A 15796-nucleotide genomic window follows, 5' to 3' on the forward strand; every position below is an offset into this window, starting at 1 on the left:
TTATTTAAACCGCAACATCATACTCTCTAAGTGCATCGTTCAATGATGTCTTTTTGTTCGTGCTTTCTTTTCTTTTTCCAATTATTAATGCGCACGGTACTTGAAATTCACCAGCTGGGAATTTTTTAGTGTAACTACCAGGTATTACAACTGAACGCGCTGGTACAACACCTTTGGTTTCAACCGGAGTTTCTCCTGTTACATCAATGATTTTAGTACTCATGGTCAAAACTACATTAGCACCTAAAACAGCCTCTTTTTCAACTCTAACACCTTCAACAACAATACAGCGAGAACCAATAAATGCACCGTCTTCTATAATAACAGGAGAAGCTTGTAATGGTTCAAGAACTCCGCCGATGCCAACACCGCCACTTAAGTGAACGTTTTTACCTATTTGTGCACAACTACCAACAGTTGCCCAAGTATCTACCATGGTACCTTCATCAACATATGCGCCTATGTTTACATAACTAGGCATTAATATTGTACCTGCTGAAATAAATGCACCATGTCTTGCTACGGCATTAGGTACTACTCTTATTCCTTTTTCTTTGTATCCTTTTTTTAATGGCATTTTGTCGTGGTACTCAAAAATACCAGCTTCTAAGGTTTCCATTTTTTGAATAGGGAAATACATAACTACTGCTTTCTTTACCCATTCGTTGATCTGCCACCCGTTTTCTGTAGGTTCTGCACATCTTAATTTTCCTAAATCTAAAAGGTTTACGACCTCTCTAATGCTATCTTGGGTTGCAGACTCTTTTAAAAGGTCTCTATTTTCCCATACTTTTTCTATTTGAGCTCTTAATTCTGTCATTTTCATAAAATTTCCTCAAATATAAGTTGAAGTACAGTAATTACCCATGTGCAAAAGCACATATAACAAATTATCCTTTATTTTTGCCAAAAATTTAGTTTGGGAAAGATCCTTGCAATTGATTACGGAGAAAAACGTATTGGGCTGGCAGTTACCGATGATATGAAAATGATAGCATTTGGTTTAACTACCGTAGCTACTGCCAACATATTTGAATATTTGGCAGACTATATTCCAAAAGAAAATGTAGATACCATTGTTGTAGGTGAGCCTAAACAGATGAATAATACCGTTTCTGAATCTGAAGTGCATATTGCACCTTTTTTAGTGAAATTGGCAGATAAATTTCCGGGCATAGCTATTAAAAGGCACGATGAACGTTTTACATCAAAAATGGCATTTCAGACCATGTTGGATAGCGGATTAAAGAAGAAACAAAGAAAGAACAAGGCATTGATCGATGAGATCAGTGCAACGATTATTTTACAAGATTTTTTAAAAACAGTTTAAATGATATTACCCATTATTGCTTACGGTGATCCCGTATTAAGAAAAGTTGCGGATGATATAGATAGAGATTATCCAAAACTGAATGAATTGATTGCCAACATGTGGGAAACCATGTATAATGCTAGTGGCGTAGGTCTTGCAGCTCCTCAAATAGGGCTGCCAATTAGAATCTTTTTGGTAGATACTACTCCGTTCAGCGGTGATGAGGATTTAACACCGGAAGAACAGAAACAGTTAGACGGGTTTAAACGTGTATTCATTAATGCTACCATTGAGGAGGAATCTGGCGAAGAATGGGCTTTTAATGAAGGTTGTTTGAGTATACCCGATGTTCGTGAAGATGTTCGTAGAAAAGAAAGAATTAAAATTAGTTATTTGGACGAGAATTTTAAAGAGCATGTTGAAACGTATGACGGACTATTGGCACGCGTAATTCAGCATGAATACGATCATATAGAAGGGGTGTTGTTTACCGATAAGTTATCCGCTTTAAAGAAAAGAATGCTTAAAGGTAGGTTGACCAATATTTCTAAAGGAAAGATTGGTGTTGAATACCGTATGAAATTTCCGTCCATGAAAAAAGGACGTTAAAATCGCATCATTATTAATAGAAAAGTATAATATTTGTCGACTAAAATTTTAAAAGAGTATATGGGTTTAGAGAAAATTTTATCCGTTGCAGGAAAACCAGGTTTATATAAATTAATTACCCAAACTAGGACAGGATTTGTGGCAGAGTCTTTATTGGATGGAAAAAGAATTACGGTAAGCTTGCGCAGTAGTGTAAGTGTGTTATCTGAAATCGCCATTTACACACTTGAAGAGGAGGTTCCTTTAAGAGATGTGTTCAAGAAGATACAGGAAAAGGAAAATGGTGGCAAAACATCTATTGGTCATAAAGAGGAGAAAATTAAATTAGAGGAGTATTTCTTTGAAGTACTGCCTAATTATGATGAAGATCGTGTTTATGTAAGTGACATTAAAAAAGTTATTCAGTGGTATAACATATTGGTAGATAATGATATCACGGATTTTTCTAGCGAAGAGGTAGAGAATGAAGAAGCTACAGAGGAAGAATAAATTTTCTTAGTTGATAAAAAAAAGCCTTGATGAATATTCATCAAGGCTTTTTTTATAGGTTTATTTTTTTAATCTTTTTCTATGGTTTCGTAAGTGTACTCGCTTTTTTTCCAATCTATTAAGGCAGAAGGATAGTACTTTACATCCATGCGGTCTAAAAATGGAGCTTGGTCTGCCAATCTTACCTTGTAATCTTCCCAATTTCTGTTTTCTTTTATACTCCAACTTAATTCTGAGTAGCCAATAATTCTTGGGAAAGCCAAGTATTCCAATTCATCTATGTTGCTAATAGTTTCTGACCATAATGGCGCTTCAACACCTAAAATATTCTCCAATGGAATGCCATATTCTTCCGGGGTCCAAATATATGCGGTATCTACAGGTATGTATGCCGCCCAGTGTAAGCCAAACTTGGAAAGTGTATCGTACTCCATATCCAAATAAGCCTTTTTTGCAGGAGAAACAATAATTTGCATGCCTTTATCCACTGCTTTTTTAGCGTTCTCTTCACTGGCCCACCATTGGGAAATGGAGGTGGAATCTACATCTGCAATGGCAACTTCATCCCAACCGATCATTCGTTTACCGTGCTTCTGTACTATTTTTTCAACTTTATTGATAAAATGGATATAGTCATTCTTTTTGGTAACATGGCTTTCGTCTCCACCAACATGAAAATATGGACCCGGAGTAATTGCAGAGATTTCGCGAACTACATCGTCAATAAAAGCATATACGGTATCTTTTCTAGTATCAAAAGTGCTAAAGCCAACGCGCATACCTTCGTAAAGTTTAGGTGTTTTACCATTTCCATTTAAGAAAGGATAAGAAACAGAGGCAGCATTGGTATGACCGGGCATATCGATTTCTGGGATAATAGTCATGTATCTTTCAGCTGCATAACGTACAATTTCTTTGTAATCTTCTTGGGTGTAGTATCCGCCAGCTTCTCCACCAACTTCTGTGCTACCACCAATTTCCGTCAATTTGGGCCACGATTTTATTTCAATTCTCCAACCTTGGTCATCACTTAAATGTAAATGGAGCACATTAATTTTATAATAGGATAATAGGTCAATATATTTTTTAACATCATCAACACTAAAGAAATGTCTTGCAACATCTAACATAGAACCTCTATAGGCAAAATTAGGATTGTCAACAATTTTACCGGATGGTACAGGCCATATTTTTTGAAGCGCCAAAGTGTCGTTGCTCTTTAACGGTACTAATTGTCTCAATGTTTGTATGCCTCTAAACGCTCCTTCAGCGGTGTTTGAGTTGATGATAATGGAATCTTGATTAATATATAGCTGATATGCTTCTGGTGTTTTTAAATCGGTGCTATCGCTTTGGTTAATATAGATTACACGCTCAACACTGTTAGAGCCTTCGCTATTTACAGGTATTGTTAAGTTGATTTTATCCTTTAACTTTTCCGCTAAAAAAGTGCCGACCTCTTCAAAAGCTGTCGCATTTTTAGAAGTGTATATTGCCGTAAATTGGTCTAATGCAAAAGCGGAATTTGTAGGTATCGTTTTTAATGGCTTTGGTATTAAACTAACTTTTGATAAATCTGTAGTAGGCATTGCTATTCGCTCTTTCTTCTTTTCGGCACAAGCAATTAGTAATAAGGCTAAACTTGCAAAAAATAGACTTCGAATACAAAGGGTTTTCATTTTGTTGTGTAATTAGGGTTGGTTTACTAAATCTTTCATGGTTTCATACCAAATATCATAACCTTTTTGGTTCATGTGCAACCCGTCTTCGATAAAAATATCGGTCTTTAGTTTACGTTTGTTCAGCATGGGTTTCCATACATCTACAAAGAATAAATTTGGGTCGTTCTGAGTAAAACGCTCCATTTTTCTATTTAACCTTTTATATTTTCTACGAATTTTCCATCGGCTAATACTTGGTTTTGCCGAGATTAATATAACTTGTGTAGCGGTGTTTTTTGCTTTTATTCGACGGATGATATCTGCAGTGGTATCAAGAACATCAGAAGGTCTTTTCTTAGCCCATAAGTCGTTGTCGCCCTCATAGATAAAAACTTTTTTGGGGTTGTACGATAAAATTAATTCATCTACAAAATACAGAAGGTCAGATGCTTGTGAACCCCCAAACCCGCTATTGATTATTTGGTGGTCTGGAAACTCTTCTTGCAACTTTCTCCATAAACGAACGCTTGAACTACCCGTAAAAACAATAGTTTCTTTGCTAGCGTCCCAAATGCTGTCATATTTAGCGGTAATGCTATTTACTTCTTGGGTAAACATATTTTCTTCTTGTCCAAAACTGGCTATGGCAAGAAGAAAAGTGAACGCGGCTAGTATGCTGGTTTTTTGTAAGTTTTTAAAAATAGGAAGTTGGTAGCACATGCTAATTTATTTATTGATAGTTTCTGTAAGTTTTTCTGTAATCGCCCATTCGTAAAATTGCGATATCCAATTATCTGAGGCAAGGTTTTGGGTTTTCATTCCAAATCCATGACCGCCTTTTGAATACATATGCATACCGGTATTTTTACCATTTGTTAGCCAAGCCGAATATAAATCGGTACTTGGTTTTGCCAAACCTAAAGGGTCATCAGAAGCACAAATAACCAACATAGGTGGTGCATCTTTTGGTACGGTATACTCTCCGATTACGGTCATCCAAGGGTAAACTGGCACTATAAAATTTGGTTTGTTGTTTTCTGTGGCATTAAATGTCACCCCCATAGTTACCGCACCACCTGCAGAGAAGCCCATAAACCCTATTTTATTGGGGTCTAATTGCATGTTAGAGGCATTTGTTCTTACATAGGTAATAGCAGCAAGACCATCTGCAATAGATAGTGGTAAGACTGGGGCTACCCTTTCCCCGATCTTAGCAGGGTTGGTTGCACCTTCATCAGTAATTTCTTTGATGCCATCTACACCTGTTGGTACTAACCTATATTTCAAAACAAATGCTGTGATTCCTTTTTCATTCAACCACTTGGCCACAGCTCTACCTTCACTTTTAATACTGAGTCCGTAAAGTCCGCCACCAGGTGCAACAATTACGCTAGTGCCATTAGGTTGGTCTGCTTCAAAAACTTCTAACCTTGGTATGGCTACATTGGTTACTACTTCATTTTCCCAGATATCAGAGTAATATTCTCTTTCAGCTGTTGACCAAGTTACAGCGGCATTTTCTTCATAGGGCAATTCTACCATTTTCTGTGCAAGTACATTCATGGAGATAAAAATACAGGTAAGTAAAATAATTTTCTTCATATTCTTTTTTTTATTGCATTATTTCTATAAGCATATATACTAAGGCAGCTAATACTCCACCAATAATTGGACCTACAATTGGCACCCAGGCATAACCCCAGTCACTTTTACCTTTGTTTCTAATTGGCAGTATGGCATGCAGCAATCTGGGACCAAAATCTCGGGCAGGATTAATAGCATAACCTGTAGGACCTCCTAACCCAAAACCTATACCCATTACTAATAATGCAACAGGTAGAGCATCTAAAGAGCCTAATGAAACTGGGCTATCGCCCACAGTACCACCGGCAATATAAAAAACACCGAACACTAGGGCAAAAGCACCGATGATTTCAGTGACCATATTCCAAAACGGACTTCTGATAGCCGGCGATGTACAAAAGGTAGCTAAAATAGCACCAGTATCTTCCGTTGCTTCATATTGTTTTTTATAGTTGAGCCAAACAAGAAAATTTCCCATCATGGCACCTAGGATCTGAGCTACAATATAACCTGGTGCCAATGACCAAGAGAATTTGCCGGCTACGGCCAAGCCAATGGTTACCGCTGGGTTCAAATGTGCACCACTGGTATCGGCTGAAATGAAAACACCGATAAATACCGCAATACCCCAAGCAAGTGAAATGCCGGTCCAGCCCGAATCACTCCCTTTTGTGCCTTTTAGAACTAAGTTGGCAACAATACCGTTTCCTATTAAAATCAGCATTGCAGTGCCAATAAATTCAAAAATAAATGTCATCATAGTTTGGTTGGATTTTAAGGTGTTTAAGATAATTAAAATCGAGGGATTATGAATAATTAAACAAGTTTGTTGTGGTATTGATAATTAAATAGGTCGAATTGTATGAATATCAGCACTTAGAAGTTTTATGCTTCTTGGTAAAAAAGGAACAAAGTTTTATTTATAGCCCTGCCTGCATTTAAGACCATTCGAATTCATAATGTACTTAACTAGTACCTTACCCCGTTGACATTCATTTTTAAAGTGTAGATTGCTCCCATTGCTGTAATGAATAAAACATCTTGATCTTTACCGCCAAAAGTGATATTGGCGGTCCAGTTTTCATCAATGGGAATATGATGAATTTGTTCTCCTTTTGTGTTGAATACCGTTACACCTTCACCAGTTAAATATATGTTGCTTAGGTTGTCAATGGTCATACCATCAGAACCCATTTTTGTAAATAACTTTCGGTTGGTTAAGGTGCCATCTTTATTAATTGTAAATGTGTAAGTTTTCCTGTCTCCTATATCTGCAACATAAAGTGTTTTGCCATCGGGTGTGCCGATTATACCATTAGGTTGTACTAGGTCTGATGCTACAATGGAAATTTTATTTGTGTCCGGAGCTATGTAGTACACGTTTTTATCCTCAAGTTCAGCTGCGGTTCTTGACCAATAATCCCTTTGGTAGTATGGGTCGGTAAAATAAATACCTCCTTTGGGATCAACCCAAATATCATTAGGTCCGTTAAGTTTTTTACCGTTATAGTTTGTGAGTAAAGTATCAACGTTTCCATCATTATCAATTCGCCAAAGTTCATTTTTTTCATCGGCAGCGGCTAGTAAATTTCCGTTGTGGTCAAAATATAGACCGTTAGCTCTACCTGCCGGTTCTTTGAATACACTTAAAGTGTTGTCTTCTGCATTCCATTTAATAATCTTATCGTTAGGCTGATCGGTAAAATAGACATTACCTTCCTTATCTGAAGCAGGACCTTCGGTAAAGCTGTAAGCATTAGATACTTTAACCAATTCTGCCCCATTTTTGACAATAGATGTTTGCTGGGCTTTACAAGATAAAACAAAAATTGTCAGAGCAATTGTGCTTAAAAAAGGATAAGTAGTTTTCATAGGTGCAGCTTATAGATTTCGTAAATAATTCATGTTGTGCTGCATACTTTCAAACGGAGTGCTGGAATATTCTTCTTGTTCAATATAAATATGTTGAACTCCCGAAAGTTCTTTTAATTCAAGCATTAATGGTACATCAAGTACTCCTTTGCCAAATTCGGTACTTTCTTTTTCATGCATATCCATATCCTTTAAATGCCATAAAGGAAACCTGCCCGGGTATTTTTTAAAATAGTGAAGCGGTTCTTTCCCGGCAACAACTACCCATCCTAAATCTAATTCCATATGTACCAATTCTTTTTCGGTATTATCCATTAGAACATCATAAAGTACCTCTTCATTTTCAGTTTCAAACTCATACTCATGATTGTGATAGCCAAATTTTAAACCATGCTGTCTACAGGCTTCTCCAGCTTTATTGAATTGTTCGGCTACTTTTTTGTAGTTATCTATAGTCTGACCTTCAGTCGGCAAGGATGAACAAATTAAGTACTCTTGACCAGAAGCTACCGCATCTGCCATGGTTCTTTCAAATTTGTCATCTAAATGCACATGACCACTGGTGAGTGACATACCTAATGCTTGACAAGTTTTTGCCATTTCAGCAGGAGATAACCCATAATAATAGCCTTTATTAGAACCTGCGCTTTCAATTTCTTTAAAGCCCAAGCTGGCAATCATTTCTAAAGTTTTCTTCGGATTTTTTAGCATACCATCTCTAAATGAATAGAGCTGTACGCCATACTTTGAATTTTTAGCGGATGCCATGCTTAATTGTGGCATTATTAAGGTAGCGGCACTTAATAGACCTGCATGTTTGATAAAATTTCTACGTGTTTTCATTGGTGTTGTTGTTGAGTAGCTGTAAAAGTTGTTGTTTTTAATTATCTATAACTGTATAAAAAATTAACACTACAGATAATTAATCTTAAATGTACGAAAACAAAACAGCATTTTTAGCGAGACAATCTAGGGTTGTGTACTTTTGTTAAAACACCATTTATGAACAGCAGAAAGGAGCAATTAGAGGCGATAGATAGATTGTTGACCATTATGGACGAATTGCGTGAGCAGTGCCCATGGGATAAGAAACAAACCATGCAGTCACTTAGGCATTTGACTATTGAGGAAACCTATGAATTGGGAGATGCAATTTTAGATAACGACCTTAATGAAGTTAAAATGGAGTTAGGTGATGTACTGTTACATATAATCTTTTATTCAAAAATTGGTTCTGAAACCAATGATTTTGACATTGCAGATGTTGCCAATGCCATTTGTGATAAATTGGTGAATAGGCACCCACATATATACGGAGATGTTAAGGTGTTAAATGAAGAAGATGTAAAAAGAAATTGGGAACAGATTAAGTTAAAGGAAGGCAAGAAAAGTGTTTTAGAAGGTGTGCCAAGAAGTTTGCCCGCATTAGTGAAAGCAAATAGAATTCAAGATAAAGTAGCGGGAGTAGGGTTCGATTGGGAAGAGCCACAACAAGTATTTGAAAAAGTTCAGGAAGAATTAGGAGAGCTGCAAGTAGAGGTTCAAAAAGGGGATAGTGAAAAAATAGAAGCGGAATTTGGAGATGTTCTTTTCTCCATGATCAATTATGCGAGGTTCTTAGGTGTAAATCCTGAAAACGCACTTGAGCGTACAAACAAAAAATTCATAAAGCGTTTTCAATTTCTGGAAAACAGTGCTAAGGAAATGGGTAAGGATATGAAAGATATGACTTTAGAAGAAATGGACGTTTATTGGAGCAAAGCTAAAACTTATGAATAAGTGTTAATTATTAAATTCAATGTTCATAATTTTTTCTAAGTCTCTATGCTTAATGGGTTTAATGAAGTAATTTGAAATTTCTGGAAATGACTTGGCTATTTCAACATCTTCAGCATTAATAGAGGAGGTTAACATTACTATTCTAATATCCTTTTCTATCTGCGAAGCTACTTTTTGAAAATCCTTTATAAAGTCGAAACCATTTAAAATTGGCATGTGTAAATCCAAGAAAATAATATCTGGTAATTCATCTGTTGAACGAACATTATCCTGAATAAATTTTAAGGGTTGCAATGAGTCGGGGAAATCAATAATCCTAGTCACGGATAATTGATTTAGATAACGCTTCATTACATATTTGGATATATCGTCATCGTCGATAATCCAAACCAATGGATCTTGATACATATTTTATGGTTAATGGTGTGTTAGGTTGATATAACGACATCCTTTTGCATAATAGTATTGATCTAATCCTATAGATTGAAAATTTAACAGTTTTTGGAGTGGACTTTATTACTTATAAGATTAACTATTTGAGTATTATCTATCTGATTTTTAGTAGTGTATTTGTTATTTTATACTGGTTTTACATTTCATACAGAGGTTAATTTAGTGTAAAGTTAAAGTGTTTTTTTATTTACTTAGACTATCATTTTTTAATGATAATTAATTAAAAAAATCAATGATTTTAACCACCTTTAGGTTAATAAAAGTTATTCGATTAACCCTACCTTTGACAAAATTTTAGATTAGGTTTTGTTAAAGAAGTATACCAGAGAATTTCGTTATAATATTAAGCTTTCCGTTCCGGTAATTTTAGGAATGTTAGGGCATACATTTGTTCAATTGGCAGATAATATAATGGTAGGTCAGTTGGGTACTGCAGAATTAGCAGCGGTATCTTTGGGCAATAGTTTTGTTTTTATAGCCATGTCTTTGGGTATCGGATTTTCAACGGCAATTACGCCTTTAGTAGCCGAAGCTGATGGTGCCGGTAATAAAGAAAGTGCCAAAAGCGCACTTAAACACGGTCTGGTATTATGTACTGTTTTAGGGCTAACGCTGTTTGGTCTTATTCTTTTGTCAAAGCCTATAATGTATACCATGAAACAACCCTTAGAAGTGGTTGAACTGGCTTTGCCTTACCTTGATTTGGTCGCATTTTCTTTGGTTCCACTTATTATTTTTCAAGCTTTTAAGCAGTTTTCTGAAGGTCTTTCACAGACCAAGTACCCTATGTATGCTACAATAGTCGCCAATGTCATCAACATTATTTTAAACTACCTGCTAATATTCGGTAATTTCGGATTTCCTGAGATGGGTATCGTAGGTGCGGCTATAGGTACCTTGGTGTCAAGATTTTTTATGGTATTATACCTATGGTTTATTCTTAAAACCAAAGAAAAGTTCAAGTATTACGTAACAAAATTCAATTTTGCCAATTTAGAGCAAACGGTCATAAAGAAAATTGTAGAATTGGGTTTTCCCTCTTCTTTACAGATGTTTTTTGAGGTTGGTATTTTTACCTCGGCAGTTTGGCTAAGCGGTGTACTAGGTAAAAATGCCCAAGCGGCAAACCAGATTGCATTGAACTTGAGTAGTATGACCTTTATGTTCGGTATGGGATTAGGGGTTACCGCTATGATCAGAGTGGGTAATCAAAAAGGCTTGGCCAACTTTAAAGAATTGCGCCGTATTGCCCAATCTATTTTCTTGCTGACCTTTTTGTTGGAAATCGTTTTTGCCGCTTTGTTTTTAATAGGTAGGCATTGGTTTCCTTCATTATATTTGGATATTGATGATATGACGAATTTTGCCGATAATACCGAGGTTTTGGTAATTGCGGCCGAATTACTGTTGGTCGCAGCTTTCTTTCAGATTTCAGATGGGGTACAAGTTGTAGTTTTGGGAGCTTTACGTGGTTTGCAAGATGTGAAAATACCAACCTTGATTACCTTTATATCTTATTGGATCATAGGTTTCCCAGTAAGTTATTATCTATGTCTTCATACAGATTTAAAAAGTACTGGAATATGGATCGGTCTACTTACAGGGTTAACGGCATCTGCTATTATGTTGTATCTTCGATTTAATTATTTAACTAAAAAACTAATTGCTGCTTAAACTGCAGTGGATTCAATACAATTATAGACTAGATTTTTATGGAATTTCCAAAATTTTTATTGGGCGATAATACTGATTATCCAACGGCAATATTTGTAGTACATACCGAGTTTCCAAGGTTTATAATCAACCTGGAAAATGATGAGGTAGAGTGGCTTGAAGAATTTTCTAAGGAGGATGAAAAAGAATTGGAAGAAGAGGCTGAAAATTTAATTGAGGCGGCAACCGCTTTTTATGATCGCGAAGTTTCTAGGTACGAAGATTAACTACTATGCTTGAAGAGCTATTACAGTTAGATAAGGACTTTTTTTTATATCTTAATGGATTAGGTACGCCACAATGGGATAATTTTTTTCAATTTGTTTCACATAAGTTCAGTGCTATACCATTGTATCTTTTTTTACTAATTCTGTCTTATCAGAAATATGGTGGTAAAAGAACTTTCGTGCTTTTAATTACCGTAGCCCTTTTAATTACGGTTACCGATCAGTTAGGTAATTTTTTCAAATATGGAGTTGCAAGGTTACGGCCATGTCATGATCCAGAAGTTGAGCCATATATGCGTTTGGTAAAGAGTTACTGTGGCGGTAAGTTCGGTTATTTCTCGGCACATGCTTCTAATTCTTTTGCCCTAGCAGTTTTTTTTGGTAGCATTCTAAAAGCTAGCATTAAGTATTTAGGCTTCTTTCTTGTTTTATGGGCGGCATTGGTAGCATATAGTCGTGTATACATAGGTGTTCATTTTCCGCTAGATATTATTACGGGGGCTTTAATAGGCTCATTGTTCGGCTGGTTGTTTGTAAAGTTATTTATATTTGCACTTCGCAAATTCTCCCTATGATATCTAATCTAAGGTACTGGTTTTTAATAGTTTTAATTTTTTTGGTATACGTTGCAGGTATGTTCGTAACGTTATTTGAAAATGATTCTGCACAGTTTTCTGTAATGGCCATGCGAATGGTGCAGGAGAATGATTTTTTCAGCCTGTTTAAAGGACCCGAAGAGTATCTAGATAAACCGCACATGCATTACTGGTTGGCAGCGTTAGCTTATAAAATTTTCGGAATTACCGAATGGTCATACCGTATTCCTGGAGTGCTGGCTACCTTATTGGCAGCATATAGTTGTTATGGTTTGGGCAATTTGCTGTATAATAAAAATGTAGGTAAACTTTCCGCTTTGATATTTATGACGGCACAGACCATTGTTCTTGGGGCAATCGATGTTCGTACCGATGCGGTTTTAACGGGTTTCAGTATTCTGGCTATATGGCAACTAGCCGCATATATTGAAAAAGGTAGTGCAAAAGCTATTGCTATTGGGGCGTTTGCAGCGGGTATAGCCTTCTCGACCAAGGGGCAAATAGCATTGCTGGTTATAGGTCTACCCATCCTATGTCATTTGTTCTACACGGGAAAATGGAAAGCTTTTATCAGTTGGAAGGTGTTATTGGCACTTGTAATCTTTGCAGTGACCATAACTCCTATGTTATATGCTTATTACCTTCAGTTCGATATGCACCCAGAGAAAGTTATTCGTGGTAAGGCAAATCGTAGCGGCATATTCTTTATTTTTTGGGAACAGAGTTTTGAACGGTTGAGCGGTGAAGGTATTGGTAAAAATAGTAGTGATTACTTTTTCTTTTTTCACACATTTCTATGGGTCTTTCTCCCATGGACCATATTAGGAATTATAGCATTCTATAATCAGATTAGAGCATTCATAGGTCAAAAATTCAAGTTTAAACAAGGGAAGGAATTTTTAACCGTTGGCGGTATTACCTTAATTTTTATAATTATAAGTTTTGCCCAGTTTAAACTTCCACACTATCTAAATATCACAATTCCTTTATTTGCCGTTATCACTGCAGCATATATAAATAAGTTGTACACTGCGAATAATATAAAAACCGTAAAGTCTTTAATTATTGGGCAATACTTTGTACTGAGTATCGTCTTTATTGCTTCAGCCTTAATATGCTTTTATGTGTTTAAATTGCGTAGTTTGGTGGCATACTTCTTTTTATTGGTTGCCGCAGTCATAATAGTTTACTATGCTTTAAAAAGGGAAAGCGTGTTTATGAAATTGGTTACTATTTCGGTTTGTGCTTCTTTATTATTGAATGCTGTCTTGAACTTACATTTTTATCCAAACCTCTTAGACTATCAAGGAGGGTCGTCTATGTCAAAAATTATAACGGAGAAAAATATTCCGGTAGACCGTATTTATAAGGTAGGGAGTGACCATACTTGGTCATTGGATTTTTATAACCAATATCCCGTGCAAATAACTACGCCACAGGTTTTAAAAAATAAAAAAGATGTTTGGGTATATGTGAACGATGCTGAAATGGCTATGCTAGAGGAAAAGGGCTTTGATTGGGATGATCAGCTTTCGGTTGATCAATTTAGAATTACAAGATTACAAGGAAAATTCCTGAATCCTAATACGCGTAAAAAGGTAACACGTAAAATGCATTTGTTACATCTTTACTAAGATAAATCTCTAGGGTTATTTGCTAGTTCTAGCTTAATTTTCTTAAAGTGAAAATACACTCCTACTAAAGAAACCATAGCTGTTATTAAAAAAAACAGCACACTAACACCTACAGATATATTTTGGTCTAGACCTAAGAATTTTGCTCCGTAGAAAAAGGTTACTTCACGACTTCCAATACCACCCAAGGTCAATGGAACTACGGCTACAATTGAGGATATCAAGAAAATAATGAGGTATGAAATTTGATTGGTATCAATATGTAAGGCAAGTAGAATACACCAAACACTGACCAATTGAGCCAATTGAACCAGTGCAGATAATCCAATCGATTTCCAAAAAATCGGTAGTACGTAACCAAAAAACCGTTTATTCAATAACCAGAAAACCAATACTGATAATGGTATGGCCAATAAGAACATCCAACGAAAATCATCTATTAATTCATTGTTTAAAAATCCTATTAGTGTACAGGCATAAATGAACAATAGTAGTAAGCCTGCAAGGCGGTCTAAAACAAGAACACTTACAATTTTTTTGGTTTTGACCTCAAAGGTTTTCTTTAAAATGTAGCCCTTGTATGCATCTCCACCAATACCACCGGGTAAGAATAAGTTGTAGAACATACCCAGCAAATAAAGCTTAAAGTTGCTTTTTTGGGTAAGCATAATTTGAAGCGTATGAAAGTATAGATTTAAACGAACTGCCCCTATAAGTTTAGAGATGATAAAGAATAGTGCAGCCAATAGCAAGTAAACTAAATCACTTTTGATCAGTATGCTCTTTATTTCACTTACATTGATTTTAGTAAAGATGAAATAAATTAAAACGGTACTGATCAGTACTTTTAATACGGTAGTTACTTTTTTATTTAACTTCGCCACCTACACTTACTTTTTTAATGCGGTACGGTCTTTTGTTCTGAGATTCGTAATAGGTTCTGATCAACAATTCCATAACAATACCTATTGTAAATAATTGAATACCGGCAAAAATGAACATCATACCTACGGTCAACAAAGGTCTTGTACCGATATCTTCGCCCAAGCCGAACTTAACGATCAATAGATATATGTTAATAAAAACACCTATAATAATCATTAAAGAACCGGAAATTCCGAATAGGTGAATTGGGCGTTGAAAGTATTTGCGAATAAATAGTAACAGCATCATATCTGCAACTACTTTAAATACACGTTCTAATCCATATTTAGAAACCCCTGCATTACGTGCATGGTGTTTTACGGGTACCTGCTTTATCTGTCCTCCTTCAAGAAATGCTAATAGGGTTATAAACCTGTGCATTTCTCCATACAAATTTAAATCTTTGGCAATATCTCTTGTAAAAACCTTTAAGGCACAACCATTGTCCTTAATGTCTAATTTGGTAACACGACGAACCAAGAAATTGGCAATTTTAGAGGGTATTTTTTTAACTAGGGAATCTTTTCTTTTTTGACGTATACCGGTTACCACATCATATTCACCACTTACGGCATAGGTAAGCATTTGTGGAATATCGGAAGGGTCATTTTGTAAATCCCCATCCATAGTAATGATGTAATCCCCATCGGCATAGTCAAGACCAGCCGCCAATGCCAAACTCTGTCCGTAATTTTTCTTAAGTTCGATAAGGTGAACCTTATCGTCTTTTAAATCCTTAATTACTTTTTTGGTTTTGTCTTTTGAAAAGTCATCTACATATATGATTTGGTAATCATATCCTACCAAGCTTTCATGAATTTTTTGGGTCAACAGAGTAACGTTGTCTTCCTCGTTATATAGGGGAACAACGACAGAAAGTAGAGAATTGGTAACAGGTTGCATTGGGTTGTTTTTGAAATCGGTGCAAAGTTATGTTTTTTAA

General features: G+C 35.8%; 18 protein-coding genes. 8 read left to right on the forward strand and 10 right to left on the reverse strand.

Annotated features, from left to right (window positions below):
• Positions 1-4 precede the first annotated feature (4 nt).
• Positions 5-820, reverse strand: coding sequence for a 2,3,4,5-tetrahydropyridine-2,6-dicarboxylate N-succinyltransferase (locus EXIGUO8A_RS12565; protein WP_159303392.1), 816 nt, complete (start codon positions 818-820; stop codon positions 5-7).
• Positions 821-919: 99 nt separating this feature from the next.
• On the opposite strand from EXIGUO8A_RS12565, the gene ruvX reads away from it, so the two are divergent.
• Genes ruvX through EXIGUO8A_RS12580 form a run of 3 tightly spaced genes read left to right on the forward strand, consistent with a single transcriptional unit; the run spans position 920 to position 2410 of the window.
• Positions 920-1330, forward strand: coding sequence for a Holliday junction resolvase RuvX (ruvX, locus tag EXIGUO8A_RS12570; protein WP_159303393.1), 411 nt, complete (start codon positions 920-922; stop codon positions 1328-1330).
• On the forward strand, positions 1331-1921 hold the full coding sequence (gene def / locus EXIGUO8A_RS12575) for a peptide deformylase (RefSeq protein ID WP_159303394.1): 591 nt from the start codon (positions 1331-1333) through the stop codon (positions 1919-1921).
• 60 nt (positions 1922-1981) lie between these two features.
• Positions 1982-2410 carry a DUF5606 family protein gene (locus EXIGUO8A_RS12580; protein WP_159303395.1) on the forward strand — a complete coding sequence of 143 codons (429 nt, stop codon included), beginning with the start codon at positions 1982-1984 and terminating at the stop codon, positions 2408-2410.
• Between the two features lie 68 nt (positions 2411-2478).
• On the opposite strand, the gene EXIGUO8A_RS12585 is transcribed toward EXIGUO8A_RS12580, so the two are convergent.
• From EXIGUO8A_RS12585 to EXIGUO8A_RS12610, 6 genes are all read right to left on the reverse strand, one after another.
• Complete coding sequence (locus tag EXIGUO8A_RS12585; RefSeq protein WP_159303396.1) at positions 2479-4089, reverse strand: family 20 glycosylhydrolase; 1611 nt, start codon at positions 4087-4089, stop codon at positions 2479-2481.
• 12 nt (positions 4090-4101) lie between these two features.
• A complete protein-coding gene (locus tag EXIGUO8A_RS12590; RefSeq protein ID WP_159303397.1) occupies positions 4102-4791 on the reverse strand; it encodes an SGNH/GDSL hydrolase family protein in 690 nt (229 codons plus the stop codon).
• Positions 4792-4797: 6 nt separating this feature from the next.
• Positions 4798-5673, reverse strand: coding sequence for an alpha/beta hydrolase (locus EXIGUO8A_RS12595; RefSeq protein ID WP_159303398.1), 876 nt, complete (start codon positions 5671-5673; stop codon positions 4798-4800).
• A 10-nt stretch (positions 5674-5683) separates the two neighbouring features.
• The gene (locus EXIGUO8A_RS12600; RefSeq protein WP_262885582.1) at positions 5684-6445 is read right to left on the reverse strand and encodes an MIP/aquaporin family protein; all 762 of its coding nucleotides are present in this window, start codon (positions 6443-6445) and stop codon (positions 5684-5686) included.
• 179 nt (positions 6446-6624) lie between these two features.
• Positions 6625-7527, reverse strand: coding sequence for an SMP-30/gluconolactonase/LRE family protein (locus tag EXIGUO8A_RS12605; protein ID WP_159303400.1), 903 nt, complete (start codon positions 7525-7527; stop codon positions 6625-6627).
• A gap of 9 nt (positions 7528-7536) precedes the next feature.
• A complete protein-coding gene (locus tag EXIGUO8A_RS12610) occupies positions 7537-8370 on the reverse strand; it encodes a sugar phosphate isomerase/epimerase family protein (RefSeq protein WP_159303401.1) in 834 nt (277 codons plus the stop codon).
• A 159-nt stretch (positions 8371-8529) separates the two neighbouring features.
• Between EXIGUO8A_RS12610 and mazG the strand changes: the two genes are divergently transcribed.
• Complete coding sequence (gene mazG, locus EXIGUO8A_RS12615; protein ID WP_159303402.1) at positions 8530-9306, forward strand: nucleoside triphosphate pyrophosphohydrolase; 777 nt, start codon at positions 8530-8532, stop codon at positions 9304-9306.
• Positions 9307-9309: 3 nt separating this feature from the next.
• Here mazG and EXIGUO8A_RS12620 read toward each other — a convergent pair whose 3' ends face one another.
• Positions 9310-9714, reverse strand: coding sequence for a response regulator (locus EXIGUO8A_RS12620; protein ID WP_159303403.1), 405 nt, complete (start codon positions 9712-9714; stop codon positions 9310-9312).
• 351 nt (positions 9715-10065) lie between these two features.
• On the opposite strand from EXIGUO8A_RS12620, the gene EXIGUO8A_RS12625 reads away from it, so the two are divergent.
• From EXIGUO8A_RS12625 to EXIGUO8A_RS12640, 4 genes are read left to right on the forward strand one after another with little or no spacing between them, the layout of a single operon-like run.
• Positions 10066-11433, forward strand: a complete 1368-nt coding sequence (locus EXIGUO8A_RS12625; protein WP_159303404.1) for an MATE family efflux transporter — start codon at positions 10066-10068, stop codon at positions 11431-11433.
• A 38-nt stretch (positions 11434-11471) separates the two neighbouring features.
• The gene (locus tag EXIGUO8A_RS12630) at positions 11472-11699 is read left to right on the forward strand and encodes a hypothetical protein (protein WP_116770792.1); all 228 of its coding nucleotides are present in this window, start codon (positions 11472-11474) and stop codon (positions 11697-11699) included.
• A 5-nt stretch (positions 11700-11704) separates the two neighbouring features.
• Positions 11705-12274, forward strand: coding sequence for a phosphatase PAP2 family protein (locus EXIGUO8A_RS12635; protein ID WP_116770793.1), 570 nt, complete (start codon positions 11705-11707; stop codon positions 12272-12274).
• A 59-nt stretch (positions 12275-12333) separates the two neighbouring features.
• Positions 12334-13929 carry an ArnT family glycosyltransferase gene (locus tag EXIGUO8A_RS12640; RefSeq protein WP_317164604.1) on the forward strand — a complete coding sequence of 532 codons (1596 nt, stop codon included), beginning with the start codon at positions 12334-12336 and terminating at the stop codon, positions 13927-13929.
• On the opposite strand, the gene EXIGUO8A_RS12645 is transcribed toward EXIGUO8A_RS12640, so the two are convergent.
• Entirely contained in the window at positions 13926-14813 is an 888-nt protein-coding gene (locus EXIGUO8A_RS12645; RefSeq protein WP_159303406.1) for a lysylphosphatidylglycerol synthase transmembrane domain-containing protein, read from the reverse strand. The two genes, EXIGUO8A_RS12640 and EXIGUO8A_RS12645, sit on opposite strands and share 4 nt — an antisense overlap.
• Positions 14797-15756 carry a glycosyltransferase family 2 protein gene (locus EXIGUO8A_RS12650; RefSeq protein ID WP_159303407.1) on the reverse strand — a complete coding sequence of 320 codons (960 nt, stop codon included), beginning with the start codon at positions 15754-15756 and terminating at the stop codon, positions 14797-14799. The genes EXIGUO8A_RS12645 and EXIGUO8A_RS12650 overlap by 17 nt, the downstream gene beginning before the upstream one ends.
• Between the last annotated feature and the right edge of the window lie 40 nt (positions 15757-15796).

This window comes from Maribacter litoralis, assembly GCF_902506355.1.
GTDB lineage: Bacteria > Bacteroidota > Bacteroidia > Flavobacteriales > Flavobacteriaceae > Maribacter > Maribacter litoralis.